Consider the following 25,505-nt stretch of genomic DNA (forward strand, 5'->3'; position numbering starts at 1 on the left):
CTCATCCTAGACGGAGTTTTCCACGGGCCTCGACTCGGACCACGGACCCATTCACACCACGGGCCTCGACTCACACCATGGGCAGCGAACGGCTAAGTCCAGGGCAGCGGCAGCACCGGCACGGGCGCTCCGGCTGCCACGCCTTCAGGAGGCACTGCCATGTATCCATGTGCCCAGGCAAGCCCACGCATCATTCCCGGACCCGTGTGGGAGGCCGGGAACACCAGGTCATGAACTACGGTGCAAGGAATTAGCCGTGTTCGCCGTGGGTCCGGTTCAATGTCAGCCCCGGACGTCATGGGGCTGGCTTCAGTGAGGGGCCTGTTTCCCAGCGCAGCCAGCAGGGGTTCGCCAAGGGTCATCAGCGCCATCATGGCCGCCAGCGGGTTCCCCGGAAGCCCGATGATGAACCGACCATCAGGAAGTTCCGCCAGCACTGCCGGATGTCCCGGGCGCATGGCTATCCCGTCCAGTAAGAGCCTGCCGCCCAGCGCCGCAACGGCGTCGCGGAAATGGTCCGTGCCTGATTTCCCTGTTCCGCCGGTGGTAATCGTGACGTCCGGCCGCTCGGCGTCGGGAACTGAGCCTTCAGGAGCGCCGCTCAGTGCCGCCATCCACTCGTCATACGAGTCGCCGATTCTTTGCTGTCCGCGAGGCTCCCCGCCCAGTTGCGAAATGACAGTATCCAATTGAGGACCGAAGGCGTCGCGGACCTGTCCCGGTGCAGGCTCACCTGAGGTGACTACTTCGGAGCCGGTAAGCACGACGGCGACCCTCGGCTTGCGTTGTATCCGGACGTGATCGTGGCCTGCTACAGCGGCCAGGGCGATGTGTGCCGGGTTGAGGAGGGTGCCGGCGTGTATGAGGACGTCGCCGGTGGTGGCTTCTTCTCCGGCCGGACGAATGTGACGGCCGGGGAGTGTTTCGTCGGGCGTTGAATCGGGCCTGAGGGTGAGGTGCCCGGCGTCGGAGACGCGGCCGCTCTCCTTACGCAGGATGGACGTGGCACCTGCGGGGACGAGCCCTCCGGTGGCGATAGCGCTGGCTTGCCCTGCGGCGAGCGGCCCACCCGGCGTGGTTAACTTCCATGGGCCGCCGCCGTTAATGGCCCAACCGTCCATGGCAGATGAGGCATAGTGCGGGAGATTTCGTGGCGCGGTGACGGGGCTGGTGAGCGTGCCGCCGATTGCTTCGCGGAGGGTAACTGCCACGGAGGGTAGCGGCGTGGCGCATGTGTAGGACAGCTGCCGCGCTTCGGCCCAGGTAGGCGCATGCCGCCGGACATGGGTGGTGCCGGGGGCGACTCTTTCTTGGGTGAGCATGGTTCTTCGCTTCCTGGGGTAGTGCTGCTGTTCCAACGCAGATACCGGGGACTGCACGGCCTTCCCGTAATGCGTGCCGCGCAGTCCCCGGTATCAGTTGATGCGTACTGTATTAACCCTTCACGTAGCCGTTGGGGTTCAGCACGAACTTTGTTGCCGATCCGGCGTCGAACTCGGCGTAGCCGCGCGGAGCGTCCTCGAGCGGGATGGCCTTGGCGTTGACGGCCTTGGCGATCTGGACCTTGTCATGGAGGATGGCCATCATCAGCTGGCGGTTGTACTTCATGACGGGGCACTGGCCGGTGGTGAAGGACAGGGACTTTGCCCAGCCGGTACCGAGGGACAGTGAGAGGGAGCCGTGCTTGGCTGCCTCGTCGATTCCACCCGGATCGCCAGTGACGTAGAGGCCCGGGATGCCCAGGGAGCCGCCGGCGGCGGTGATGTCCATGAGGGAGTTCAGCACGGTCGCCGGAGCCTCGTGGGAGGCATCCTTGCCGTGGCCGCGGGCTTCGAAACCAACAGCGTCCACGCCGCAATCCACTTCCGGAACTCCAAGGATCTGTGCGATCTGCTCCTTGGGATCGCCGTTGGAGACGTTGACGGTTTCGCAGCCGAAGGATCGCGCCTGCGCCAGCCGGTCCTCGTTCATGTCGCCCACAATCACGACGGCGGCGCCAAGCAACTGGGCGCCGACGGCGGCGGCAAGGCCCACAGGCCCGGCACCAGCGATGTAAACCGTGGATCCTACGCCCACGCCGGCAGTAACCGCGCCGTGGAAGCCGGTGGGGAAAATGTCCGAGAGCATGGTCAAGTCCATGATCTTTTCCAGGGCCTGATCGCGGTCCGGGAAGCGCAGCAGGTTCCAGTCAGCGTAGGGAACCAGCACGAACTCTGCTTGTCCGCCTACCCATCCGCCCATGTCAACGTAGCCGTAGGCGCTGCCGGGGCGGTCGGGGTTGACGTTGAGGCAAATGCCGGTCTTCTGTTCCTTACAGTTCCGGCAGCGGCCACAGGAGATGTTGAACGGCACGGAGACGATGTCGCCTACCTTGATGAACTCGACGTCGGGTCCCACCTCCACCACCTCGCCGGTGATTTCGTGGCCGAGGACCAGGTCCTTCGGAGCCGTGGTGCGGCCGCGGACCATGTGCTGGTCCGAACCGCAGATGTTGGTGGTCACCGTCCGGAGGATCGCGCCGTGCGGTACTTTCCTTCCGACGTTGGCAGGGTTGACGCCTGGTCCGTCTTTGAGCTCAAACGTTGGGTAGTCAGTGTCGATGATCTCAACGACACCGGGTTCCTTGTAGGCGACTGCTCTGTTTCCTGACATGGTCACTCCCTATTCTTTGGCTGTTACTGACATTGCTGCCCAATGGACCGAAAACGGTGCTTCGATGAGGAAATACCTCCCCAGGTTTCAGGCACCGAAGCACCAATTACGGCCCACCGGACGGGTAAAAAACTGACAAGTGGAAAATCTGCTCTGGATCTACGCTTTCTCCAGCCGGATGATCACCGACTTCGAGGTGGGTGTTCCACTGGTATCGGCCACGGAATCCAAGGGCACCAGGACGTTTGTTTCCGGGTAGTAGGCGGCGGCGCACCCTTTCGGCGTCGAATAGGACACGATGCGGAAGTTCTCGGCCCGCCGGTCCGTCCCTTGGAACTCGGAAATCAGGTGGACCATGTCGCCGTCGGAGAATCCCAGCTCGGTGATGTCGTCGGCGTTGATGAGCACCACGCGCCGGCCACCATGGATGCCGCGGTAGCGGTCGTCCTTGCCGTAGATGGTGGTGTTGTACTGGTCATGTGAGCGCAGGGTCTGCAGGACCAGCCGGCCGGGCGGGATCTTGATGAACTCCAGCTCGTTGCCCGTGAAGTGTGCTTTCCCGGATGCGGTGTGGAACTTCCTGGCGTCGCGCGGTGGGTGTGGCAGCACGAAGCCGCCGGGGTGCTGGATGCGTGCTTCAAAGTCCTCAAAACCATCGAAGACGGCCTCAATGTGCTTCCGGATCAGGGTGTAGTCGTCCCGCATGGCCAGCCAGGATGCCTGGGGCGTGTTGGGCAGGTGCCCGTGACCGTCCGTAAACAACCTGTCCGCGAGATTGCAGACGATCGCCACTTCCGAGTGGAGGTGGTCGCTTGCAGGTTTGAGGCGTCCCCGTGAGGCGTGGACGGCGCTCATGGAGTCCTCCACGGTGACCCGCTGGTCGCCCGTGCGTTGCGTGTCCTTCTCGGTGCGGCCGAGGGTGGGCAGGATCAAAGCCCGCCGACCCGTGGACAGGTGTGAGTGATTCAGCTTGGTGGAGATCTGCACGCTCAGGCCAGTGTTGGCCAGGGCCTGCTCGGTAACCTCTGAATCGGGGGCGGCCCGCACGAAGTTGCCGCCCATCCCCATGAAGAAACGGACTTTCCCGTCGCGCATGGCGCGGATGGCTGCCACGGTGTCGTAGCCATGCTCCCGGGGAGAGCGGAACCCGAATTCCTGGTCCAGCCGGTCATGGAACGTCGGAGGCATCTTCTCGAAGATGCCCATGGTGCGGTCGCCTTGAACGTTCGAGTGCCCGCGCACGGGGCACACGCCGGCGCCGGGCTTGCCGATATTGCCCTGGAGCAGGAGAACGTTGACCACATCGCGGAGGGTGGGGACGGAATGTTTGTGCTGGGTCAGTCCCATGGCCCAGCACACGATGGTGGCGCTGGAGGCGAGCAAGCGCTCACCCGTCGCATGGATCTGCTCCAGGGTCAGGCCGGTTGCCTCCACAATGTCATCCCACTCCACCTTCTCCAGGTAGCGCAGGTAGTCATCGAGACCCACGGTGTGGTTGTTGATGAAGTGGTGATCCAGCACGGTGTCCAGGCCCGGAGTGTTCCGTCCCGCAGCTTCGGCCTCCAGAAGGTATTTGCCCAGTCCTTGGAACAGGGCTTGGTCTCCACCGGCACGGATCTGCAGGAAGTCGTCCGTCAGCTGGGTCCCTTGAATCATTCCGGCCAGGTGCTGGGGGTTTTCAAAGTGCAGGAGCCCGGCTTCGGGAAGCGGGTTGACGGACACGATGATCGCGCCGTTCTTCTTGGCCTTTTCCAAGGCGCTGAGCATGCGCGGGTGGTTGGTGCCGGGGTTCTGTCCAGCGACGAAGATCAGTGACGCCGTCTCCAGGTCCGTCAGGCTGACGGAACCCTTGCCGATGCCAATGGTTTCCACCAGTGCGGAGCCGGAGGATTCGTGGCACATGTTGGAGCAGTCCGGGAGGTTGTTGGTGCCCAGGCCGCGAACCAAGAGCTGGTACACGAACGCGGCTTCATTGGAGGTCCGGCCGGAGGTGTAGAAAACCGCTTCGTCCGGGTGTTCCATGGCCCGCAACTCTTCGGCCATGAGGTCATAGGCATCTTCCCACTCAATGGTCCTGTAGTGAGTAGCGCCTTCATCGAGGAACATCGGGTGGGTGATCCGGCCTTGCTGGCCCAGCCAGAAATCATCGCGGGTTTTGAGCTCAGCAACGGAATGGTGGGCAAAGAACTCCGGCGTGACGCGGCGGCGGGTGCCTTCCTCAGCCACTGCCTTGGCGCCGTTCTCGCAGAACTCTGCCGCATTACGCTTTTCATGCTCGGGCCAGGCGCATCCCATGCAGTCGAACCCGTCCAGCTGATTCACAGCTAGAAGGGTCTGAACGCTTCGCAGCGGTCCCATCTGTTCCAGCGAAATTTTCAGGGCGTTGGCAACAGCTGGGATGCCAACGGCCTTGGTCTTGGGTTTGGTGACGGTCAGCTTTGACTCGTCAATGTTCTCGCGTGGAGCTTTGGAATGCATGGGAACCCCTTCAGATCCGGGAAGTGGAAGCGGCCAGCAACCCGCTGTGGGACTGCTGCCGGGCGGCTTCCACAGTGTGCAGGAGCAGGAGCGCGGTGGTCACTGATCCCACCCCGCCCGGGACCGGACTCAGCCCGGCCGCCACGCCGGTGACACTGGCCTCGTCAACGTCTCCCACCAGGGAACCGTCGGCCAGGACGTTCGTGCCGACGTCGATCACCACAGTCTTCTCCGAGACGTGATTCCCGGTCAAGAGCCCGGTCCGCCCAGCAGCAACAACCACGACGTCGGCGGGCCGGGTGTAGTGTTCCAGCGCCCCGGATTTGGAATGGCAGACGGTGACGGTCGCGTCTTTCGCGAGGAGCAGCAAAGACAGCGGCTTGCCCACCACGGCGGAACGCCCGACGACGGCCACGTTCCGTCCCGCTACCGGGATCTGGAAGTGGTCCAGCAGTTCCACCACTGCCCGGGCGGTAGCGGGGGCGAAGGCGGGCTGTCCCACAGCCAAGCGACCGAGACTGAGGGGATTGGCGCCGTCGATATCTTTATCCGGGGCGATGAGCCCCACCAGCCGGTCAGGTCGCACGGCAGCGGGCAGGGGAGTCTGCAGGATGATGCCGTGAACGGTGGGTTCGGCGCTGAGGTCCGTAAGGACATTGGCCAGGACCTGCTCGGTGGCGTCGTGGCCAAGATCGACTATCCTGCAGCCGATGCCTGCCCGCCCGGCTGCACGTTCAATGGACCGAACGTACCAGTGTGTGGACTCATCGTCCGTTGCCACAACAACAGCCAGCACCGGGTGGAGGCCCTCATCGTCCAGGAGGGTTGACTCCTGCTGGGCCCGCTGCTGGATGAGGGCAGCGAGCGGCTTGCCGGAAAGTACTTCGGTGTTCCCTTGCACTGCGGTCATGAGAGGATCCTTTCGCGGACGCGCTTCGCCAAGGCATCTGCCGCCAGCACCACCTTTTCCTCAATCCCGTCCGTCTGTTCTGCCAGGCGGGAGCGGGCTTGGCCGTGTTTAATGGCCACGACGTTGATGTCGATGTTGACCCGGGCCGTGGTTGCAGCTGCGCGTGCTGCGTCCGCGGCAGCCGCGACGTCGCTGATGACGTTGGGGTTGGCCACATCAAAGAGTTCGGTGGCAAGGTCCACCACTTCACCGGCAACGTTGATCAACTGCGCGGGAGTGTGGGCCGCCTGGACCAGCGCTTCCTGGATGGCAGCAGACTTTATTGCCTTAAGTTCATCGCTGTCTGACGCGAGCTTGTAGGAGTCGATGACGGACTGGAAAGCGTGCTCATCGGCGTCCGCCAGGCGCAAGGACTCCACCATCAGGTGGTCGGCGGCGCTGGTGATCCGGTTGACCAGAGCGGCGTGTTCCTCATACTTTGCGCCGGTGGTGTATCTGGCCACCATGGCTACCAAAGCGGCACCTTGGGCGGCATGCAGGGCTGCGGCCGCGCCCCCACCGGGGGTGGGCTGGCGTGAGGCAAGCCTGGAGAGGTAATCGTTGATGGCTTCTGAACTGATCATGGATTAGCCCCGGAGCCGGCTCATGGTGGGGTCGTACAGCGGATCTTCGGTGACGGTTGCCTGGATGCGGCGGCCGAAGTATTCGATTTCCACGGAGTCCCCCAAGGACACTGCAGAGGGCAGGTAGGCGTAGGCGATCGGCTTGCGGACCGAGTAGCCGTAGGCGGCGCTGGTCACATAACCCACGGCCTGGTCCTTGTAGAACACCGGTTCCTTGCCCAGCACCAGGCTCCTGCCGTCGTCGACGGTCAAGCAGCGCAAGCGGCGGGCTGAGCCTTCCTCGGTGCGGCCTTCCAAAGCGGCCTTACCGACGAAGTTTTCCTTGGTCATTTTTACGGCAAACCCGAGGCCCGCTTCGTAAGGATCGTGCTCGGTGGTCATGTCCGAGCCCCAGGAACGGTAGCCCTTTTCCAGTCGCAGCGAGCTGAACGCGGCACGGCCTGCGGCAATGACGCCGAACGGCTGGCCGGCCTTCCACAGGGCGTCCCAGAGGCGCTGCCCGTTGTCTGCGCTGGTGTAGAGCTCCCAGCCGAGTTCGCCCACGTAGGAAAGGCGCATCGCAGTGACGGTGACCCCTCCGATGGTGACCTTCTTGGAACGGAAGTACTTCAGGCCGTCGTTGCTGAAGTCGTCGCTGCTGACGGTGCTGATGAGGTCGCGGGCCAACGGACCCCACAGGCCGATGCAGCAGGTGCCGCCAGTGGTGTCACGCACCTGGACCCAGTCGCCGGCGTCGCCGTTCTCCGTTTGGTGCCGTGCTGCCCGCTCGAAGTAGGCGGTGTCCATGTTGCCGTTGGCGCCCAGCTGGAAGGTGTCTTCGCTGAGGCGGGCCACCGTGATGTCACTTCGAATGCCGCCGGCCTCGTCCAGAAGGAGCGTGTACGTGACCGCGCCGGGCTTCTTGGACATGTCACCGGTGGTCAGTTCCTGTAGCAACTTCACGGCTCCCGGGCCGGAGATCTCGAGGCGCTTCAGTGGCGTCATGTCATACATGGCAACGGCTGTGCGGGTTTTCCAGGCTTCAGCTGCGGCAATGGGCGAGCTGAACATTCCGGACCAGGCGTCACGGGCCGGGGGCTGCCAATCGTCCGGCATTTCCTTGAGGAGTTCAGCGTTGGCTTCGAACCAGTACGGACGTTCCCAGCCGGCGCCTTCCAGGAAGTAGCCGCCCAGCTGCTTGTGGCGGGCGTGGAAGGGGCTGACGCGAAGATTGCGGGGGGAGAGCTTGGGCTGGAGCGGATGCATCACATCGTAGATTTCCACGAAGTTCTGCTGGGACGTTTCGCTGACATATTCGGGGGTCAGCTGAACCTCTTCGAAACGGTGGATGTCGCAGTCTCCCAGATCAATCTGAGACTTTCCGTCCACCAGCAGTTCGGCCACAGCGCGGGCAATGCCGGCGGAGTGGGTCACCCACACGGCCTCTGCAACGAAGAACCCGTCCACTTCCTTGGACTCGCCCACCAGTGAGCCACCGTCCGGGGTGAAGGAGAAGATGCCGTTGAAACCATCCTCGATTTCACTTTCGCGCAGTGCCGGCAGGATCTGCTTGGTGGCCTCCCACGCAGGAAGGAAGTCCTCCAGCGTGAAGTCCAGGCGGGAGGGCATATTGTGTTCGCTGATGCTGCTGGGCTCGTAGCTACCCAGCTCGTCAAGGTCCACGGGCATGGGGCGGTGAGCGTAAGAGCCAATGCCGTAGCGCTCGCCGTGCTCGCGGTAGTAAAGGTCCTGGTCCTGGTGACGCAGGATGGGCAGCTGGGCGCCGTTGGGCAGTTCGTTCTTGCCCTTCTGGGCGGGAACCGGCGTCGTTTTTACATACTGGTGAGCCAGCGGGAGGAGCGGAACGGACATTCCGATCAGCTCGCCCACCTTGGCGCCCCAGAAACCGGCGCAGGAAACCACGATGTCCGCGGGGATCACGCCGTCGGCGGTTTCGACGCCGGTCACGCGGCGGTTGGTCTGCTCAATTCCGGTGACCTCGGTGTTGCCGATGTACTTCACCCCGGCAGCTTCGGTGCGCTTGATCAGCAGCTGCACGGCACGGGCTGCAAGCGCCAGGCCATCGGTGGGGACGTGCAGGCCACCGAGGATGTCTTCCTCGTTGATCAGCGGGTAGAGCGCCTTGCACTCCTCGCGGGAGAGGATCTTGCCGTCGATGCCCCATGACAGTGCGTAGCCGAGCTTGCGCTTCAGGTCAGCCAGGCGGGTCTCCGTGGTGGCTACTTCCAGTCCACCCACCTGGTTGAAGCAGCTCTGGCCATCCTCCGTGAGGGACAGGAGCTTTTCCACCGTGTACTTGGCGAACAGTGCCATGGACTTGGACGGGTTGGTCTGGAAAACCAGGCCCGGTGCGTGGGACGTGGAGCCACCGGGCATGTTCAGGGGTCCTTGGTCCAGGACAGTGATGTTGTTCCAACCGCGGGTGACCAGTTCGTCGGCGAGGTTGGTGCCAACAATCCCAGCTCCAATGATGACAATGCGAGGCGTGGATGCCATGGGGTTCTCCTGCTGAAGTTAAAAAGGGGTGAGTCTGCTGGTGTTCTGGGGCGTGGTTTAGCGGAAAACCACTGTGCTGGTCTGGTCCAGCAGCACGCGGTGTTCGCAATGCCACTTCACGGCGCGGGACAACGCCAGGGCTTCGGCGTCCTGGCCCACGGTGGAGAGGGTGGTGGGGCCGTAGCTGTGATCGACGCGGATGACTTCCTGCTCGATGATGGGTCCCTCGTCCAGGTCCGCGGTGACGTAGTGGGCGGTTGCACCCACCAGCTTCACGCCACGGTCGTAGGCCTGGTGGTAGGGGCGGGCGCCCTTGAATCCCGGCAGGAAGGAGTGGTGGATGTTGATGGCGCGTCCCTCGAGGGCGCGGCACAAGTCGTCCGAGAGTACCTGCATGTAGCGAGCCAGTACTACGAGGTCCACGTTGTACTCCTCCACCAGGTCCAGGAGCTGCTGCTCGGCTTCAGCCTTGGTGTCAGGCGTGACGGGAATGTAGACGAAGGGCAGGCCGGCGGCTTCTGCCATGGCGCGGTGGGTCTCATGGTTTGAGGCAACCACCACCAGGTCACCGCCGAGGCTGCCGCCCCGCCAACGGAAGATGAGATCGTTCAGGCAGTGCCCGAACTTGGACACCATCACCAGGACCCGCTTCTTGGTTTGGTCGTGGAAGCTGAACTTCATCTCGAAGCGGTCGGCAATTGCGCAAAATTCTTCTTCGAGCCGCTCCGGCGAGTAGGACAGTGGTCCGGAGAAAGCGGTCCGCAGGTGCAGCGTCTGGCGGAGGCCGTCGTCGAACTGCTGGTGTTCTTCAATGTTGAAACCGCGCTCGAACAGGAAGGTGGTGACTGCCTGAACGATCCCGGCCCGTTCGACGCACGACAATGTGAGTACGAACTTCTGTGCCTGCTCGTCTTTGAGCGCTTCCGGCTTGGGCAGTGTGCTTACGGGTGAGTCTGTCGCCATGAGGGTCATGTCGCCTCCTTTAGATATATTCCTGAGTCCCGAACTGATATATTAGGATTGGATTCAGCGTATACTGGTCATTCAGGCAGGTCAATAGATTTCTTTTGGTTGGAAGGAGAAGGCGCCGTGACTTTTGGAACTCTGGCAATCGCCGGTGACGACACGAAGAAATCCCTGGCCGACATCGCCTATGAACGCCTCCGGGACCGGCTCCTGATGTTGGACATCAAGCCCGGCGACCTCCTCAACGACGATCAGCTGGCCAAAGACCTGGAGGTAGGTCGGACTCCGGTGCGGGAAGCATTGAAACGCCTGGAGCTGGACCGGCTGGTGATTACCTATCCAAGGCGGGGGACGTTTGCCACGCGCGTGGATGTGACTGACCTGGCCTTTATTTCCGAGATCCGGGCACAATTGGAACCCCTCGCTGCTGCGAGGGCGGCTCGCGTTGCATCCGCTGCCACCAAAGAACATCTTCGTGAAGTGATGCGCGCAGTGGAGGACTTTGACGTCGATGCTGCGTCGGTGGTCGAAACTTTGCGGCTCGACGCCAGCGTTCACCGGGGAATCTACGCGGCGGCCGCGAACCCGCACCTCGAAGACATCCTGATTCGCTACGACAATCTGGCAACCCGGATCTGGTGCATGGTCCTGGATCGTTTGCCGGATCTTGAGCACCACGTGCGTGAGCACCTGGATCTGCTGAAGGCTGTCCTTGACGGTGAAGAGGACAAGGCTGCAGAGCTGGCCCGCGTGCACGTCAGTGGCTTTGAGCATGCTGTACGTCAGGCCCTTTTCGCGGCGTAGTTACCGTCTGCAGCCTCGCGCCGGATTGTCAGCGGTCGTCTTCCGGCCGGGCCGTGAGGATCCTCTGTGCGCTCTCCTGCAGGATGCCCAGCGATTCCTGGATCAAAGGCGACGCGATGCTGCCCCTGCGCACCGCTGCCACAATTCGGCGTGCGGGCTTGCCTTTACCGGTAATGCGTAGCCGGACCACGTTCTCGGCATTATGCAGGGGTGCGAGTCGCGGCAGCAGGCCAACGCCCAGCCCTGCGCCCACGAAAGCGATTTGGGTTTCCCATTCAACGGCCTCATGAGCTACTCGCGGTGTTACACCTACAGCCGTAAAGGCCGCTGTAAAGAGGGCGTGGTACGTGGATCCGGCGGCTTCTGTGATCCATGGTTCTGCAGCCAGTTCTTCAAGGGTCACAGTTTCCCGTGATGCCAGCCGGTGGGTACCGGGAATGATGACGTCCAGGGGATCGTCCAGCAAGACGGTCTGTTCGAACCGGGGATCGTCCTCCACGTAGGTGTCTGACTGCATGGCAACAATCACTGCAAGGTCTATTCGCTCGGCCACCAGCAAATCGAAGCAGCGGGCCGGATTTGCTTCCAGCACCTGCACCTCCAGCAGGGGACGCGTGGAGCGAAGGGTGGCGGCCAGCGGCGCCAGCAACTGGGCGGCCGCCGTCGAGAAGCCGCCGAGCCCAAAACGTGACTGCACCTGATCGCCGGCCTCCATCGCCGCTGCGCGCAGGCTCTCCCATTCGGCAATGAGGGTGTCCGAACCGGCCACCAGAAAGCGGCCCGTGGCGGTCAGCCGCACGCCCCGGCCGTCCTTGGTCAGTAGCTGCATTCCCAGCATGCGCTGGAGCTCCCGCAGCTGAGCGGAGACGGCGGAAGGAGAGTATCCGGTGAGCTCCGCGGTGGCGCCAATGGTGCCGCAGCGGGCAAACACCCGGAGTGTGATGAGCCTCGCATCGATCATGCACCTATTGTGCACGGTTATCTTCTGAATCTTGCGCTTTTGTTGTGGTTCAATGATCCCTAATCTCATGATTACAAGGTTTTCGACATCGCCGCTCGCCCCCCAAGCAGCAGTGCTCCCCACGAAACACACTCTGACCCACGCCTCCCGGGAGGAAAACATATGTCTGCTCCAGTCTTGCCCCTCAACTCACGCGGAAAACTCGCCTCTTCTTTGCCTGCAGAGCAGCTGGCAGAGATCAGCGCGTTGTTCGAGTTCCGGCGCAAGGGTTATTCCCTCGACGCGCCCTTCTACACCGATGCCACGATCTTCAAGATGGACATGGAAGCCATTTTTGGCCAGCACTGGATCTTTGCCGGCAGCGTCGCCGAGCTACCGGAGCCGGGCGACTACATCACGGTTGACTACGGTCCTTACTCCCTGATCGTTCTGCGCAATGACGACGGCGGCGTGAACGTCCTGCACAACGTCTGCCGCCACCGCGGCGCACGGGTCCTCACCGAGGCTGCAGGGGCCACTGGAAACCTGGTGTGCGGCTACCACTCCTGGACCTATTCCCCCGAGGGCAACCTGATCCATGCCTCCGCTCCCGGCGAGGCCAAGTTCGACAAGAATTGCTTCGCCCTGAAGCGGGCACACGGCCGCGAGGTTGCCGGGCTCATCTTCGTCTGCATTGCCGATGAGCCGCCCACCGATTTTGACGAAACCTCAAGGATCTTTGAGCCGTACCTTGCGCCCCACGATCTGTCCAAGACGAAGATTGCCTACCAGCAGAACATCATCGAGGAGGGCAACTGGAAGCTCGTCATGGAGAACAACCGTGAGTGCTACCACTGCGACGGCCACCCGGAGCTCGCCTGTTCGCTGTTTCCCACGTGGGGACTGACGGAGGGCCTGATCCCGGCCCACCTCGAGGAAGTGTGGGACCGCAACAAGGAAGCACAATCCTCGCTTGAGGAGCGTTGCCGCCGCTATGGCCTTCCCTACGAGGTGGTGGAGGAGCTGGACACCCGCATTGCAGGAATCCGTATTTCACGTGAATCCCTCGACGGTGAGGGCGAATCGTTCTCGGCCGACGGGCGCAGGCTTTCCAAGAAACTGCTTGGTGATCTGCCGGACTTCCGCCTTGGCCGCTGCTCGATGCACCTGCAGCCCAACAGCTGGTTCCACTTCCAGAGCGATCACGTCATCACGTTCGGTGTCTTCCCCATCAACGAACACCAGTCCTTGGTTCGCACCACCTGGCTGGTAGCTGACGACGCAGTGGAAGGCGTGGACTACGACCTGGAGAAACTCACCTACACCTGGAAGCAGACCAACCTGCAGGACAAAGCGTTCGTGGAACTGTGCCAGACCGGAGCCGGCAGCCCTGCCTACGAGCCCGGCCCGTACATGAAGAGCGAATACCAGGTGGAGGCATTCATCAACTGGTACGTGCAGCGTGTCCAGGAGCACCTGGCATGACCGAACTCCTCACTGAGACCATCGTCCAGGAGCCACATCGCATTCGCGGTCTTGAAATGCCGTGGAACAGGGTGATGGGCAGCACCGAGGGACCCGCCAGCGCAGCCCGCGCCCTGGGTCCCTGGCATCCGCAGGAGTTCATGGCCGAATGCGTGGAAATCGTTCCCGAAGTGGGTGGAATGATGACTTTCGTGTTCCGCCGCTGCGACGGTGCGCCCCTGGCGTTCCGGGCCGGCCAGTACGTGAACGTTGCCTTCCCCGTGAACGGCGAGGACCAGGATCCGGCGGACCGAAGCTACTCGTTGTCCAGCGCACCCACCAAGCCGTGGACTTTCGACATCACGGTCAAACGCGATCCCACAGGACTGGTTTCGCCGTGGGTGCACCAGAACATCAAGCCCGGCACTGTCCTTGAGATGTTGGGACCCGTGGGTGCCTTCCACCTGCCCGACGCTGACCGGCGGGCACGCTACCTCCTGCTGGCCGCCGGCGCCGGCATCACGCCGATCATGTCCATGGTGCGGACCATCCACTCGCTGCCCGGACAGGCCGATGTGGTTGTGCTGTACCACGGGGCGGCGGACGAGGGTTTTGCCTTTAATAAGGAGCTCGCCTACATCGCCTCGGTGGACTCGCGCATTAGGGTCTTCTACTCCTTGGGCGACCGCGCCAAACCCGCGGATTGGGAAGGGCTGAGCGGACGGCTGACGGCGGCCATGCTGAACGAGGTTGCGCCGGACGCCAACGGGCGGCAGGTCTACGCATGTGGCCCCGAGGGCTACCTGAACACGGCCACCGAACTGTTGGGGAACGTGGGAGTGGATGACACCTCCATCCATATGGAGTTCTTCACCGGGGACCGCCAGACCATCCTTGAGTATCAGGCAGAGCTGGCCCTTGCGGTGGACATTGCTGAGGAGATCGCAGAGGAAATCGCGGATTCCGCGGAGGACTACTATGAGGGCCAGCCCGCAGCGTTCGGGCTCTACGAGCCCGGCTACGACGCCGAGGGGACCCTGCAGGCCACGGGGATGCCGCTGGAAACGGTTGACCCGGATGCACCTGAAGCTTCTGACGACGGTTCGGATGCGGGGGCGGAGGTCTCAACTCCCGATGCTTCGAGTTTCGAGACAGTAGGCACGGGAAGCCTCACCTTGTCCTTCATGCGCACGGGGATCAACGTGCGCGTGGATCCCACTGAGCACATCCTGGGCCCTGCCCAGCGTGCCGGCGTCAGGATCGGTGCCAACTGCAAAGAGGGCATGTGTGGCTCCTGCAAGGTGGTGAAACTTTCGGGTGAAGTGGAGATGAACCACCAAGGCGGAATCCGGGCACGTGAGATTGATGCAGGCAAGTTCCTTCCCTGCTGCTCCACCGCGCGGACCGATATGGTGATTGACGCTTAGTCCTAATCATCCCTGTTTTCCCGCATTAGCACGGGCATTTGGCCGTGTGCAACCCAGAGTTAACCTCATTTCCTCGTTCAGACCCCCGGAACGGGTCTATAGTGAGGGAACAGGACATTCGCTGATGCAGACCGGCGGCCCGATATTTCTTCCGACGCCGGAGGCCCCGTAATGACCGACACCCAAATTGGTAGCTTTATTCGCGACTGTGTGGTGTTTGAGGACGACACTGACAACGGCTTGGACTTTGACACGTTCTATGGCTTGTACATCAGCTGGTGCGTCCTCGGACGCAAAATCCCCATTCCCGACTCCGCCTTCAAGACCGCTCTGGAACTCGAGGGCCACAAGCCCGTAAAGGAAAATGGCCGGCGGATTTACCCGGGCATGACCATGGTTGGGCCGGCCGCCAGGGACTACGTGGTAAATAGTGTCCCGATGTGGACCGAAACTGCCACCGACATCCCGGTTTCCGAGATCCGCCAGCAAGCCTTGGCATCCATCGCCTGATTTCATACCAGCGAGCTCTCAGCCCATGCCCCTAGGATTTCTTAGGGGGCATGGGCTGTTCCTGTTTCCCAGGGTTTTCGCTGAAAGGTACTCATGAAGCCGTCCATTGTTTGGTTTCGCGACGATCTGCGGGTCGCCGACAACCCGGCCTTGCGTGCCGCCGTCGACGACGGTGCGGCCGTTGCCCTCTACGTCCTTGACGAAGAATCGCCGGGCATCCGCCCTCACGGCGGGGCCTCGCGGTGGTGGCTCCACCACTCGCTGACCAGCCTCCGTGAGGAGCTGGACAAGCTCGGTGTTCCATTACTCCTCCGCCGTGGCCCGGCGGCGGACATCGTGCAGAAGACCACGACGGCGATTGGTGCCGGCGGGCTGTACTGGAACCGGCGGTACGGTTCCGCTGAGCGGACGGTGGACGCCGGCATTAAGGCTTGGGCGGGCGAGGCGGGACTGCACGTCTCGAGTTTCCAGGCCTCCCTTCTTCATGAGCCGTGGGAAGTCACCACCAAAACAGGCGGACAGTACAAGGTCTTTACCCCTTTCTGGCGGACCGTTTCTGCGCAGGATTTCCGCGAGCCCTTGGCTGTCCCCCAAGCGGGCCACGGATTCACGGGAAAGCTGCCCGCCTACGAGCAGCTGGATTCGTGGCATCTGCTGCCCACAACGCCGGACTGGTCAGGTGGGCTGGCCGAGATGTGGACGCCGGGAGCTGCTGCCGGGCACAAGCGGCTCGCCAAGTTCGTGGATGACGGCCTGTCCAACTACAGCGAGGGCCGCAACCGCCCCGATACCGATGGCAGCAGTTGTCTCTCGCCCTACCTTCGCTGGGGTGAGCTCAGCCCGTTCGAGGTGTGGCATGCCCTGGGGTCCAGACGCTCCGAAAGCGCCTCTATTTATGCTTCCGAGTTGGGCTGGCGTGAGTTCTGCTGGCACCAGTACTTCCACAACCCGGAGTTGGCAACGGCCAACCTTCGCACTGAGTTTGATCGCTTCCCGTGGGCGTGGCCGGGTAGCGACAAAAATGGCAGTAACAAGCATCCCGGCCACGAGTCGGCACCCGAGGAGTTCCGGGCCTGGCAGCAGGGCCGCACCGGTTTCCCCATGGTGGACGCGGGGCAGCGGCAGCTGTGGCATACGGGCTGGATGCACAACCGCGTCCGCATGGTTGCCGCCAGCTTCCTGGTGAAGAACCTCGGCATCCATTGGCAGCTGGGGGAGCAGTGGTTCTGGGACACCCTGGTGGATGCGGATCCTGCATCGAATCCCGCCAACTGGCAGTGGGTAGCCGGCTCCGGCGCGGATGCTTCACCGTTCTTCAGGATCTTCAATCCGGAGGCTCAGCGCGTCAAATTCGATCCTCAAGGGAAGTACATCGCCCGCTGGATTCCGGAGTTCGGGACACCGGAGTACGCAGAGGAAATCGTGGACCTCAAAACCACGCGGGCCGAAGCGCTGGAGGCGTACAAGGAGATGAGGGAGGTCCACTAGTACCCCTCTGGAAATTAGTAGGAAGTCCGAGTATATTCGGATTCAGAGATGACCTGGATCACAGTTGGTCACGTGTTCGGCAACGGTCACAGCACCCGGCGGCACGGCAGTCATTCACCGATGCAAAGGAGCATTTCACCATGGTGCGCGAGCTTTCCCACTACGTAGACGGCCAGAGGATCGACGGCACGTCCGGCCGGTTCAGTGATGTCTACGATCCCTGCACGGGCGAAGTTCAGGCACGGCTTCCGCTGGCCAGCGCGGACGAGGTTCGCAACGCCGTCGCAAATGCAGAAAAGGGCCAGCTCGAATGGGCGGCCATGAACCCGCAACGCCGGGGACGCATCCTCCTGAAGTTCGTGGACCTGGTTAACCAGAACATGGACGAACTTGCCAAGCTCTTGTCCTCCGAGCACGGCAAGACCTTCGCGGACGCCAAGGGCGATATCCAGCGCGGCATCGAGGTAGTGGAGTTCTCGGCCGGGGCGCCGCACCTGCTCAAGGGCGAATTCTCGGACAACGCCGGGCAGGGGATCGATGTCCATTCGCTCCGCCAGCCGCTGGGCGTGGTCGCAGGCATCACTCCCTTCAACTTCCCGGCCATGATCCCGCTGTGGAAGTCCGGCCCGGCGCTCGCAGCCGGCAACGCGTTCATCCTCAAGCCCTCCGAGCGGGACCCGTCAGTTCCCCTGCGCCTTGCGGAACTGTACAGCGAGGCCGGCGTGCCCAACGGCGTCTTCAACGTGATCAACGGCGACAAGGAAGCCGTGGATGCGCTGCTGGAAGATCCGCGGGTCAAAGCCATTGGATTTGTGGGCTCCACGCCCATCGCCCAGTACATCTACGCAACTGCTGCAGCACACGGCAAGCGTGCGCAGTGCTTCGGCGGTGCGAAGAACCATATGGTGATCATGCCCGACGCCGATCTGGACATGGCAGCCGACGCCCTGATTGGTGCCGGGTACGGTTCCGCCGGCGAACGCTGCATGGCGATCTCCGTTGCCGTGCCGGTGGGGCAGGAAACCGCTGACGCGCTGGTGGCCAAGCTGACCGAACGCGTCAAGGACCTGAAAGTTGGCCACAGCCTGGACAAGGATTCGGACTTCGGACCCGTGGTGGCTGCTTCTGCCAAGGAGAGGATCGAGGGTTACATCCAGTCCGGCGTGGACGAGGGCGCAACGCTGGTCACCGATGGTCGTGGCCTCTCCGTGGATGGATACGACGGCGGCTTCTGGGTGGGCCCCACCCTCTTCGACAACGTCACCAAGGACATGAAGATCTACACGGAAGAGATCTTCGGTCCCGTCCTCAGCGTTCTGCGTGCGGCTGACTATGACGAAGCGCTCAGGCTCTGCAGCGAGCACGAGTTCGGCAACGGCGTCGCAATTTTCACCCGCGACGGCGACTCCGCCCGGGACTTTGCCAGCCGCGTGGAGGTAGGCATGGTGGGCATCAACGTCCCCATCCCCGTGCCCATCGCTTACTACACGTTCGGCGGCTGGAAGGCGTCCGGTTTCGGCGACCTCAACCAGCACGGCGCCGACGCTTTCCGCTTCTACACCAAGACCAAAACCGTGACGTCGCGGTGGCCCTCCGGCATTCGCCAAGGTGCAAGCTTCGTGATGCCGGCTGGCAGCTGATGGGGTCTGAAGAGGTAGAGGAAGAAGTCCTGTTTGAGCGTCGCGGCCACCTCGGCATCGTGACCCTCAACCGCCCCAAGGCAGTCAATGCGTTGAACGTGGGAATGGTCAAAGCCATGCTCCGTCAGTTGACCGTTTGGGCTGACGACGACGCCGTTGCCACCGTATTGGTGCGTGGTGCGGGCGACCGTGGGCTGTGCGCCGGTGGCGACATCGTGGCGATTTACAAGGACATGTTGCACGGTGGCACGGAGACAGCCGAGTTCTGGGCTGACGAATACCGGCTGAACGCACTGATCTCGCATTACCCCAAGCCTTACGTCGCGTTCATGGACGGACTGGTGCTGGGCGGCGGGGTGGGCGTTTCGGCGCACGGCTCCGTTCGCGTGGTTACCGAAAGGACGCGGACCGGCATGCCGGAAACCACCATCGGCTTCGTTCCCGACGTCGGCGGCACCCTTCTTCTCTCACGCTCACCGGGGGAGGCGGGCACGCACGCAGCCCTCACCGGGGCGCACCTGTCTGGCGCGGACGCCCTGTTCCTGGGGCTCGCGGACCACTTCGTCCCGTCCGAAAGCCTCCCCGCGTTGGCGGAAGCGCTGGAAAGCTCGACGGCGGAGGCCGCCGTCGAGCACTTTGCCCAAGCGGCGCCGGACTCGGCACTTGCGGCACAGCGGGACTGGATTGACGCAGCCTATGCGCATGACGATGCCGAGGAGATCGTCCGAAGCCTGCGCACCGGCCCGGGTGAAGCCGTTGAGGCAGCCGAGACCATCGAGGCGAAGTCGCCCACATCGGTCAAAGTCACCCTGGAATCCCTGAGACGCGTCCGCGGGCTCTCTCTGGAGGAAGCCCTGGACCAGGAATACCGCGTGGGCTTGCGATGCCGGGCCGGGCCGGATTTCAGGGAGGGCATCCGCGCGCAAGTGGTGGACAAGGACCGCAACCCGCAATGGAAGCCGGCCACCCTGGCCGAAGTCCGGGAGTCCGACGTCGAGGGCTACTTTGCGCCGCTCGGCGAACGGGAGCTGGGGCTTTCAGCCAGTCCAGTCCAAGCGAATTGAAGGAGACGATCATGACAGAAAACGCAGCGGCAACGGGACTCATCGCCTTCCTTGGGCTGGGGCATATGGGTGGCCCCATGGCGGCTAACCTGATCAAGGCCGGGCACGATGTGATTGGCTACGACCCCGTTCCAGCGGCCGTAGAGGCTGCTTTGGCCCACGGAATTCCCATGGCTTCCACGGCGCATGAGGCTGCGGCGGAGGCCGCAGTGGTGTTGACCATGCTGCCCAGCGGCAAGCACGTGCTGGACGCTTACCGCGGCGTGGACGGGCCGGGGCTGCTGTCTATCGCCAAACCGAACACGCTGTTCCTGGACTGTTCCACCATCAACGTGGATGAAGCCCGCGAGGCGGCCGCTCTTGCTGTGGATGCCGGTCACCGATCTGTGGACGCTCCCGTGTCCGGTGGTGTTGTGGGGGCTGAGGCCGGAACCTTGACCTTCATGGTGGGTGCCTTGCCGCAGGATTTCGAGACCGTGAGGCCCGTTCTGGAGCTCATGGGCAAGAGGATCGTTCACTGCGGTGATCATGGGGCCGGTCAGGCCGCGAAGGTTTGCAACAACATGATCCTGGGTGTGTCCATGATCGCCGTTGCCGAAGCGTTTGTTCTAGGTGAGAAGCTGGGGCTCACGCACCAGGCACTGTTCGACGTCGCATCCAACGCGTCCGGCCAATGCTGGGCGCTGACCACCAACTGCCCAGTTCCGGGTCCGGTTCCCACCAGCCCCGCTAACCGCGACTATCAGCCTGGCTTCGCCGGTGCGTTGATGGCCAAGGACCTGCGCCTGGCTCTGAACGCGTTGGAAAGCACGGGGGTTGCTGCCCAAATGGGTCCCTTGGCCTCGCGGATTTACGACGCTTTCGCCGCCGGGGAAGGTGCCGGGAGGGACTTCTCGGGGATCATCACGGAGATCCGCGATAAGTCGGTGTGACAGATTGTCCGTGTACTTGAGCGTTTTTACGAGAGGGAAAGCATGACGGAGCAGTACCAGAACATTGTGGTGGAACGTCGGGGACGCGTGGGCTTGGTGACGTTGAACCGGCCTGAGGCGCTGAACGCGCTCAACACTGCACTCATGAACGAACTCGTGGACGCTGTTTCTTTGATGGACACTGATCCGGACGTTGGGGCTGTGGTGATCACGGGATCGGCCAAAGCATTTGCTGCCGGCGCCGATATCAAGGAGATGTCCTCCAACACCTACATGGACATGTACGCAGCGGACTGGTTCCGGCACTGGGAGGACCTCACCCGGCTGCGCATACCCGTAATCGCGGCAGTGTCCGGTTTTGCATTGGGCGGCGGCTGCGAACTGGCCATGATGGCCGACATCATCATTGCCGGCGACAACGCAAAGTTCGGCCAGCCCGAGATCAACCTCGGAGTGATTCCCGGAATGGGCGGTTCGCAACGGCTCACCCGCGCCGTGGGCAAAGCCAAGGCAATGGACATGATCCTGACCGGCCGGTTCATGGACGCCGAAGAAGCCGAACGCTCCGGCCTGGTGTCCCGTGTGGTTCCTGCCGCTGAGGTGGTTGATGAGGCCATCAAGGCCGCCGAGGTCATTGCCTCCAAGTCCAAGCCCGCCGCGATGGTGGCCAAGGAAGCCGTGAACGCAGCCTTCGAGATGGGCCTGTCACAGGGTGTGCTGTTTGAGCGCCGTGTGTTCCACTCCCTGTTCGCCACGGAGGACCAGAAGGAAGGCATGGCAGCGTTCAGCGAGAAGCGCCAGCCGGAGTTCAAGCACAGGTAGCTGGTTTCGCGAAAAACAGGCCTCCGTCGTGCTGTTCGTTCCCTTTGCCGGCCGAACTACACAGCGGCGAGAGGCGCCTGTTGGTGTTCGTCCAGCCGCGTTTGAAGCTCTGCCGAGGTGGGAGGGTTGGCACCGGGCCGACTGACGGTGATTGCGGCAGCAAGGGCTGCGGTCTGTCCAATCATCTCAAGGGCCGATGCCGCAAATGCGTTCTCACCTCTGGCCAGTAGCTCGAAGATGAGGGCGGCCATGTATGAGTCGCCGGCACCGATGGTGTCTGCAACGTTGGTCTTCGCTGAGGGGACGCTAAGGCGTGTACCGGGGATTGCAAGGAGCGCGCCTTCGCCGCCCCGGGTGATAACTGCCAGCCGTGCTCCCTGTTTGAGGAGCCTGAATGCGACGTCGTCCGGCGACAACGTGGGATAAAGCCAATGAGCGTCTTCGTCACTGAGCTTGATGACGTCAGTGAGGGGAATCAGATCTTCGAAGATCTGCAATGCTTCGGCGTGGCTGCCAAGCAGGGCCGGGCGAATGTTGGGGTCGTAGGTAACCAGGCAGGAGTTGTGGCCTTGTTCGAGGAGGCTACGCACGGTGGCAGCTCCCGGTGCCAGGAACGTGGCGATGGATCCGGTGTGGAGGACTTTCGGGATCAAGGCCGGTGCTACGGGTGCGAGGTCCCAGCGGATGTCGAACTCGTAGCTGGCCGAACCGTCCGTGGCGAGTGTGGCGGTGGCGGTGGCGGTGCGCTCGAGGGACTGTGATCCTGGAAGCAGCCGGACGCCTGCGCTGTGAAGGTGAGCGGCGATGGAGGTGCCGTGTTCGTCGTCGCCGATTGCCGTGAGCAGCCCGGTGGGTACTCCCAGACGGCCCAAGCCGTAAGCCACGTTCGCAGGGGAACCGCCGGGGTAGCTGATGCTTCCTTCCCGGGTGTTCACAATGTCCACCAAGGCTTCGCCGATCACAAGAACGTCGAGTTGGTCGTGGGCGGAGCTGCCCGGGTGAAGGTTGTGCATCTTGGTACTTTCGTCAGGTTGCCGCCTATTTGTGTGGCTTTGTGCGGCGGCAGAGGTATGGGTCCGTCCGCGGACCTGTGGGCAGGTCCGCGGACGGGGTTCGTGGGGTCCGAATGGAACGGTAGATCCGGCGCGGCCCTTAGGCTTTGGCCGCACCTGTCATGATGGCGACAGCATCGGTCATGGTGTGCGATTGCGGGGTGATAGTCGCCGCGCATTTGCCCAAGCGCTGGATGTGGATGCGGTCTGCGACGTCAAATACGTGCGGCATGTTGTGGCTGATCAGGATCACCGGCAGGCCTCGGTCGCGGAGGTCCCGGACCAGCTGAAGTACTTGGTTGGACTCGCGTACTCCCAAAGCGGCTGTTGGTTCGTCGAGAACCACCACCTTGGAACCGAAAGCCGCTGCACGGGCCACCGCGACGGCTTGGCGCTGGCCGCCGGAGAGATTCTCCACCGGCACGGTGACGTCCTGGAGCGTGGAGATGCCCAGCCTGCTCAGCTCTTCCTTGGCTTTCCTGCGCATGCCTTTGGTGTCGAGCATTCTGAAAAGGCTTCCCAAAGGTCCGGGGAGACGCTCTTCGCGGCCGAGGAACAGGTTGGAGGCGACATCCAAGGCCGGCGAAACGGCAAGATTCTGGTAGACGGTTTCTATGCCGTGGACGCGGGCATCCTGCGGCCGTTTGAAGTGCACTTGCTGTCCGGAGACGAAGAGTTCGCCGGTGTCGGGAATTTCAGCACCGGTGAGGCATTTGATAAGCGTGGACTTACCGGCGCCGTTGTCGCCGATGACAGCCAGAACCTCGCCGGGGTAGAGGTCCAGGCTGACGCCGTCCAGACCAACAACGCGGCCAAAGGTCTTTACGAGGTTCCTGGCTTTAAGGATGGGCTCGCGGGTTTCGGTTCCGGGGGCTTCAAATTCTGTGGTGGTCATGACTTGACCTTTCGGATCCATTGATCGACGGACACGGCAATGATGATCAGGATGCCTACGGCGAGGGTCTGATAGAGCACGTCCAAGCCGGCGAGCGAGAGACCGTTGCGGAAGACACCAACAATCAGTGCTCCGAGCAGCGAACCCCAGATCGAGCCACGGCCGCCGAAGAGGCTGGTGCCGCCAATCACGACGGCGGTGATGGAGTCCAGGTTCAAATCGACGCCGGCGTTGGGGCTGGCGGCGTTGGTGCGGCCGATCTGGATCCACGCACCGATGGCGAGGACGGCACCGGCGGCAAGATAGACGCTCATCAGGACACGGTTGACGGGAATACCGGCAAGTCTGGCAGCTTCTTTGTCATCTCCCACAGCGTAGACGTGCCGTCCCCAAGCGGTCTTGCCCAGAATGTAGGCCATGGCAACGTAGAGGAGGAGCATCATGACCACGCCGGTGGAGATCCGGACAGGTCCGATCGGGAAGGTGCTGCCAAGCCAAGTGAGCATGTCCGGCATAGCGGAGCCACGCACGGTGCTTCCACCGGAGTACAAGAGCGTCAGGGCGATGAAAATGTTCAGGGTTCCCAGTGTGACGATGAACGGTGGGAGCCGGAATCTTGTGACGAGGAAGCCGTTCAGAGCACCGGATCCCAATCCGACAGCGAGACCGGCAATCAGCGCGATCGGCCCTGGAATTCCGTTGCTGACCGCGAGCTGCGCGATCACCATTGAGGACAGGATCATCACTGCACCGACGGACAGGTCAATTCCGGCGGTCAGGATGATCAGGGTCTGGGCGATTGCCAGGGTGCCCACCACGGCCACCTGCTGGGTAATCAGAGACAGATTCTCAACGCGCAGAAACCGATCGTTGAGGAGTCCGAAGACCACCACTGCGATCAGCAGGACGATGGCCGGGCTGAGGGCTGGGTATCGGTGGAGAATATTGCGGATTCTGCTGAGGGGAGTCTGGCGGTCGAGGAATTCCTCGGCCAGGTCAGCATGCGCGGCGCTCGGGGGGCCGGCGGTCTGTTGCTGGGTCACTTAGATTGCTCCTGAACTTCCATGTTCTGTAACTGCTGGGCGCGGGGAGACGCTGCTTGGCTCGTCTCCCCGCGTTCGGTGAGGTCCTATTTGCCCCAGCAGACCTGGGATGCTTCGGTGGTGGTGATGCTCTTTACGCCGTCAGCGGGCTTGTCAGTGACGAGCTCCACGCCGGTGTTGAAGAAGTCCAGGCCCTCGGAGTTGGCGGGCTTTTTGCCGGTCTTTGCCAGGTCAACAATGGCCTTTACGCCCATCTCAGCCATTTTGACCGGGTACTGCTGTGCCGTTGCGCCGATGACACCGGACTTGACGTTGTTCACGCCTGTGCAGCCGCCGTCGACGGAGACGATCAGGACGTCCTTTTCCTTGCCTGCGGACTTCAGAGCTTCGAAGGCACCTGCGGCTGCGGGCTCGTTGATGGTGTAGACAACGTTGACATTAGGGTTCTTGGCCAGAAGTGTCTCCATAGCGGTTCGTCCACCGTCTTCAGCGCCCTGGGAAGCCTGGCTGCCGACAATTTCGTAGTCGCCGCCCTTGCCGCCGGTGTAGGTTCCCGACTTGGCCTCGTCGCCGTTCTTCTTCTTGTCCGCGGTATCGATGCCGAGGCCGGTCAGGAAGCCTTGGTCGCGGTTGTAGTCCACCGAGACAACCTTGTCGTCAAAGAGGTCGATGAGGGCGATGACGGCCTTCTTGCCCGCCAGTTGCTGGGCTGTCCACTTGCCGATCAGTTCGCCGGCGTTGAAGTTGTCGGTAGCGAACGTGATGTCAGCTGCATCAGCCGGGTCCGGCGGTGTGTCCAGGGCAATGACAAACAACCCGGCATCCTTGGCCTTCTTCAGGGCGTCCACCACTGAGGGACCGTTGGGGGTGATCAGAATGCCTTTGTCGCCCTTGGAGATTGCGTTTTCAATGGCCTGGATCTGGGTGTCCTCGTCGCCGTCGGCCTTGCCGGCCGCAAGCTTCAGATCGACGCCGTCCGCTTCGGCGGCCTTCTTCGCGCCATCCTGCATGGAGACGAAGAACGGGTTGGAGGTGGTCTTGACGATCAGCGAAACACCGATCTTCTCTTCAGCACCGCTGGATGAAGGGGAGGAGCTGCCTCCGCAGGCTGTCAGGCTAAGTGCGCCGAGGGTGAGGACTGCACCGGCGGCAAGAATGCGGGTCCGGGTGGACCGCGTGACTTTGGAACTCAACATTGAAACTCCTGTTTTTGTGGCTGTTGGCGGTGCATTTCTGCGACTGACAACGTTGTCAGGTAACATGTAAGCAAGCTCACACGATAGAGTCAAGTACTAATTC

At 62.5% G+C, this 25,505-nt stretch carries 21 protein-coding genes; 9 read left to right on the forward strand and 12 right to left on the reverse strand.

Annotation, left to right across the window (positions count from 1 at the left end):
• Positions 1-92 precede the first annotated feature (92 nt).
• The 7 genes from LDN70_RS02335 to purU form a co-directional block, all read right to left on the reverse strand.
• Positions 93-1,322 carry a molybdopterin molybdotransferase MoeA gene (locus LDN70_RS02335; protein ID WP_223941604.1) on the reverse strand — a complete coding sequence of 410 codons (1,230 nt, stop codon included), beginning with the start codon at positions 1,320-1,322 and terminating at the stop codon, positions 93-95.
• Positions 1,323-1,434: 112 nt separating this feature from the next.
• Positions 1,435-2,652 (reverse strand): formaldehyde dehydrogenase, glutathione-independent, encoded by a 1,218-nt coding sequence (fdhA, locus tag LDN70_RS02340; protein ID WP_166841187.1) that lies wholly within the window; start codon positions 2,650-2,652, stop codon positions 1,435-1,437.
• A 159-nt stretch (positions 2,653-2,811) separates the two neighbouring features.
• Entirely contained in the window at positions 2,812-5,130 is a 2,319-nt protein-coding gene (locus LDN70_RS02345; RefSeq protein ID WP_223941605.1) for an FdhF/YdeP family oxidoreductase, read from the reverse strand.
• Positions 5,131-5,140: 10 nt separating this feature from the next.
• Positions 5,141-6,040 (reverse strand): bifunctional 5,10-methylenetetrahydrofolate dehydrogenase/5,10-methenyltetrahydrofolate cyclohydrolase, encoded by a 900-nt coding sequence (locus LDN70_RS02350; RefSeq protein WP_223941606.1) that lies wholly within the window; start codon positions 6,038-6,040, stop codon positions 5,141-5,143.
• Positions 6,037-6,663: a cyclodeaminase/cyclohydrolase family protein gene (locus tag LDN70_RS02355; protein ID WP_223941607.1), complete on the reverse strand. Its 627-nt coding sequence runs from the start codon at positions 6,661-6,663 to the stop codon at positions 6,037-6,039. Before LDN70_RS02355 ends, LDN70_RS02350 begins: the two co-directional genes overlap by 4 nt.
• Before the next feature lie 3 nt (positions 6,664-6,666).
• Positions 6,667-9,159 (reverse strand): GcvT family protein, encoded by a 2,493-nt coding sequence (locus tag LDN70_RS02360; RefSeq protein ID WP_223941608.1) that lies wholly within the window; start codon positions 9,157-9,159, stop codon positions 6,667-6,669.
• A 57-nt stretch (positions 9,160-9,216) separates the two neighbouring features.
• Positions 9,217-10,131, reverse strand: coding sequence for a formyltetrahydrofolate deformylase (gene purU / locus LDN70_RS02365; RefSeq protein WP_223941609.1), 915 nt, complete (start codon positions 10,129-10,131; stop codon positions 9,217-9,219).
• A 117-nt stretch (positions 10,132-10,248) separates the two neighbouring features.
• Here purU and LDN70_RS02370 point away from each other — a divergent pair, with 117 nt between their 5' ends.
• Positions 10,249-10,929, forward strand: a complete 681-nt coding sequence (locus LDN70_RS02370) for a GntR family transcriptional regulator (protein ID WP_223941610.1) — start codon at positions 10,249-10,251, stop codon at positions 10,927-10,929.
• Between the two features lie 28 nt (positions 10,930-10,957).
• Here the strand turns inward: LDN70_RS02370 and LDN70_RS02375 are convergent, their stop codons facing one another.
• Complete coding sequence (locus LDN70_RS02375; protein WP_166841191.1) at positions 10,958-11,890, reverse strand: LysR family transcriptional regulator; 933 nt, start codon at positions 11,888-11,890, stop codon at positions 10,958-10,960.
• A 162-nt stretch (positions 11,891-12,052) separates the two neighbouring features.
• On the opposite strand from LDN70_RS02375, the gene LDN70_RS02380 reads away from it, so the two are divergent.
• The 8 genes from LDN70_RS02380 (at position 12,053) to LDN70_RS02415 (ending at position 21,216) form a co-directional block, all read left to right on the forward strand.
• A complete protein-coding gene (locus LDN70_RS02380) occupies positions 12,053-13,354 on the forward strand; it encodes an aromatic ring-hydroxylating oxygenase subunit alpha (RefSeq protein WP_142936893.1) in 1,302 nt (433 codons plus the stop codon).
• Positions 13,351-14,760 carry a ferredoxin reductase gene (locus LDN70_RS02385; RefSeq protein WP_223941611.1) on the forward strand — a complete coding sequence of 470 codons (1,410 nt, stop codon included), beginning with the start codon at positions 13,351-13,353 and terminating at the stop codon, positions 14,758-14,760. Before LDN70_RS02380 ends, LDN70_RS02385 begins: the two co-directional genes overlap by 4 nt.
• Positions 14,761-14,931: 171 nt before the next feature.
• Entirely contained in the window at positions 14,932-15,270 is a 339-nt protein-coding gene (locus LDN70_RS02390) for a hypothetical protein (protein WP_142936891.1), read from the forward strand.
• Between the two features lie 93 nt (positions 15,271-15,363).
• Complete coding sequence (locus LDN70_RS02395) at positions 15,364-16,758, forward strand: cryptochrome/photolyase family protein (protein ID WP_223941612.1); 1,395 nt, start codon at positions 15,364-15,366, stop codon at positions 16,756-16,758.
• Positions 16,759-16,898: 140 nt separating this feature from the next.
• Positions 16,899-18,398, forward strand: a complete 1,500-nt coding sequence (locus LDN70_RS02400; protein ID WP_223941613.1) for a CoA-acylating methylmalonate-semialdehyde dehydrogenase — start codon at positions 16,899-16,901, stop codon at positions 18,396-18,398.
• Positions 18,398-19,462 carry an enoyl-CoA hydratase/isomerase family protein gene (locus tag LDN70_RS02405; RefSeq protein WP_223941614.1) on the forward strand — a complete coding sequence of 355 codons (1,065 nt, stop codon included), beginning with the start codon at positions 18,398-18,400 and terminating at the stop codon, positions 19,460-19,462. Before LDN70_RS02400 ends, LDN70_RS02405 begins: the two co-directional genes overlap by 1 nt.
• An 11-nt stretch (positions 19,463-19,473) precedes the next feature.
• Positions 19,474-20,394 carry a 3-hydroxyisobutyrate dehydrogenase gene (gene mmsB, locus LDN70_RS02410; RefSeq protein WP_223941615.1) on the forward strand — a complete coding sequence of 307 codons (921 nt, stop codon included), beginning with the start codon at positions 19,474-19,476 and terminating at the stop codon, positions 20,392-20,394.
• 42 nt (positions 20,395-20,436) lie between these two features.
• Positions 20,437-21,216 (forward strand): enoyl-CoA hydratase, encoded by a 780-nt coding sequence (locus LDN70_RS02415; RefSeq protein ID WP_142936886.1) that lies wholly within the window; start codon positions 20,437-20,439, stop codon positions 21,214-21,216.
• A 56-nt stretch (positions 21,217-21,272) separates the two neighbouring features.
• Here the strand turns inward: LDN70_RS02415 and LDN70_RS02420 are convergent, their stop codons facing one another.
• The 4 genes from LDN70_RS02420 to LDN70_RS02435 all read right to left on the reverse strand — a co-directional run bounded on the left by LDN70_RS02420 (position 21,273) and on the right by LDN70_RS02435 (position 25,402).
• Positions 21,273-22,229: a carbohydrate kinase family protein gene (locus LDN70_RS02420; protein ID WP_223941616.1), complete on the reverse strand. Its 957-nt coding sequence runs from the start codon at positions 22,227-22,229 to the stop codon at positions 21,273-21,275.
• A gap of 139 nt (positions 22,230-22,368) precedes the next feature.
• Positions 22,369-23,163: an ATP-binding cassette domain-containing protein gene (locus tag LDN70_RS02425; protein ID WP_223941617.1), complete on the reverse strand. Its 795-nt coding sequence runs from the start codon at positions 23,161-23,163 to the stop codon at positions 22,369-22,371.
• The gene (locus LDN70_RS02430; RefSeq protein WP_223941618.1) at positions 23,160-24,206 is read right to left on the reverse strand and encodes an ABC transporter permease; all 1,047 of its coding nucleotides are present in this window, start codon (positions 24,204-24,206) and stop codon (positions 23,160-23,162) included. The genes LDN70_RS02425 and LDN70_RS02430 overlap by 4 nt, the downstream gene beginning before the upstream one ends.
• 86 nt (positions 24,207-24,292) lie before the next feature.
• Complete coding sequence (locus tag LDN70_RS02435) at positions 24,293-25,402, reverse strand: substrate-binding domain-containing protein (protein ID WP_223941619.1); 1,110 nt, start codon at positions 25,400-25,402, stop codon at positions 24,293-24,295.
• Between the last annotated feature and the right edge of the window lie 103 nt (positions 25,403-25,505).

Origin of the sequence: Arthrobacter sp. StoSoilB22 (assembly GCF_019977315.1) — a bacterium.
GTDB lineage: Bacteria > Actinomycetota > Actinomycetes > Actinomycetales > Micrococcaceae > Arthrobacter.

What these genes read in the sequence shown, in the direction of transcription:
- LDN70_RS02335 (WP_223941604.1), bottom strand. Translation starts at nt 1,322, where the DNA reads ATGCTCACCCAAGAAAGAGTCGCCCCCGGCACCACCCATGTCCGGCGG.
- fdhA (WP_166841187.1), bottom strand. Translation starts at nt 2,652, where the DNA reads ATGTCAGGAAACAGAGCAGTCGCCTACAAGGAACCCGGTGTCGTTGAG.
- LDN70_RS02345 (WP_223941605.1), bottom strand. Translation starts at nt 5,130, where the DNA reads ATGCATTCCAAAGCTCCACGCGAGAACATTGACGAGTCAAAGCTGACC.
- LDN70_RS02350 (WP_223941606.1), bottom strand. Translation starts at nt 6,040, where the DNA reads ATGACCGCAGTGCAAGGGAACACCGAAGTACTTTCCGGCAAGCCGCTC.
- LDN70_RS02355 (WP_223941607.1), bottom strand. Translation starts at nt 6,663, where the DNA reads ATGATCAGTTCAGAAGCCATCAACGATTACCTCTCCAGGCTTGCCTCA.
- LDN70_RS02360 (WP_223941608.1), bottom strand. Translation starts at nt 9,159, where the DNA reads ATGGCATCCACGCCTCGCATTGTCATCATTGGAGCTGGGATTGTTGGC.
- purU (WP_223941609.1), bottom strand. Translation starts at nt 10,131, where the DNA reads ATGACCCTCATGGCGACAGACTCACCCGTAAGCACACTGCCCAAGCCG.
- LDN70_RS02375 (WP_166841191.1), bottom strand. Translation starts at nt 11,890, where the DNA reads ATGATCGATGCGAGGCTCATCACACTCCGGGTGTTTGCCCGCTGCGGC.
- LDN70_RS02380 (WP_142936893.1), top strand. Translation starts at nt 12,053, where the DNA reads ATGTCTGCTCCAGTCTTGCCCCTCAACTCACGCGGAAAACTCGCCTCT.
- LDN70_RS02385 (WP_223941611.1), top strand. Translation starts at nt 13,351, where the DNA reads ATGACCGAACTCCTCACTGAGACCATCGTCCAGGAGCCACATCGCATT.
- LDN70_RS02390 (WP_142936891.1), top strand. Translation starts at nt 14,932, where the DNA reads ATGACCGACACCCAAATTGGTAGCTTTATTCGCGACTGTGTGGTGTTT.
- LDN70_RS02395 (WP_223941612.1), top strand. Translation starts at nt 15,364, where the DNA reads ATGAAGCCGTCCATTGTTTGGTTTCGCGACGATCTGCGGGTCGCCGAC.
- LDN70_RS02400 (WP_223941613.1), top strand. Translation starts at nt 16,899, where the DNA reads ATGGTGCGCGAGCTTTCCCACTACGTAGACGGCCAGAGGATCGACGGC.
- LDN70_RS02405 (WP_223941614.1), top strand. Translation starts at nt 18,398, where the DNA reads ATGGGGTCTGAAGAGGTAGAGGAAGAAGTCCTGTTTGAGCGTCGCGGC.
- mmsB (WP_223941615.1), top strand. Translation starts at nt 19,474, where the DNA reads ATGACAGAAAACGCAGCGGCAACGGGACTCATCGCCTTCCTTGGGCTG.
- LDN70_RS02415 (WP_142936886.1), top strand. Translation starts at nt 20,437, where the DNA reads ATGACGGAGCAGTACCAGAACATTGTGGTGGAACGTCGGGGACGCGTG.
- LDN70_RS02420 (WP_223941616.1), bottom strand. Translation starts at nt 22,229, where the DNA reads ATGCACAACCTTCACCCGGGCAGCTCCGCCCACGACCAACTCGACGTT.
- LDN70_RS02425 (WP_223941617.1), bottom strand. Translation starts at nt 23,163, where the DNA reads ATGACCACCACAGAATTTGAAGCCCCCGGAACCGAAACCCGCGAGCCC.
- LDN70_RS02435 (WP_223941619.1), bottom strand. Translation starts at nt 25,402, where the DNA reads ATGTTGAGTTCCAAAGTCACGCGGTCCACCCGGACCCGCATTCTTGCC.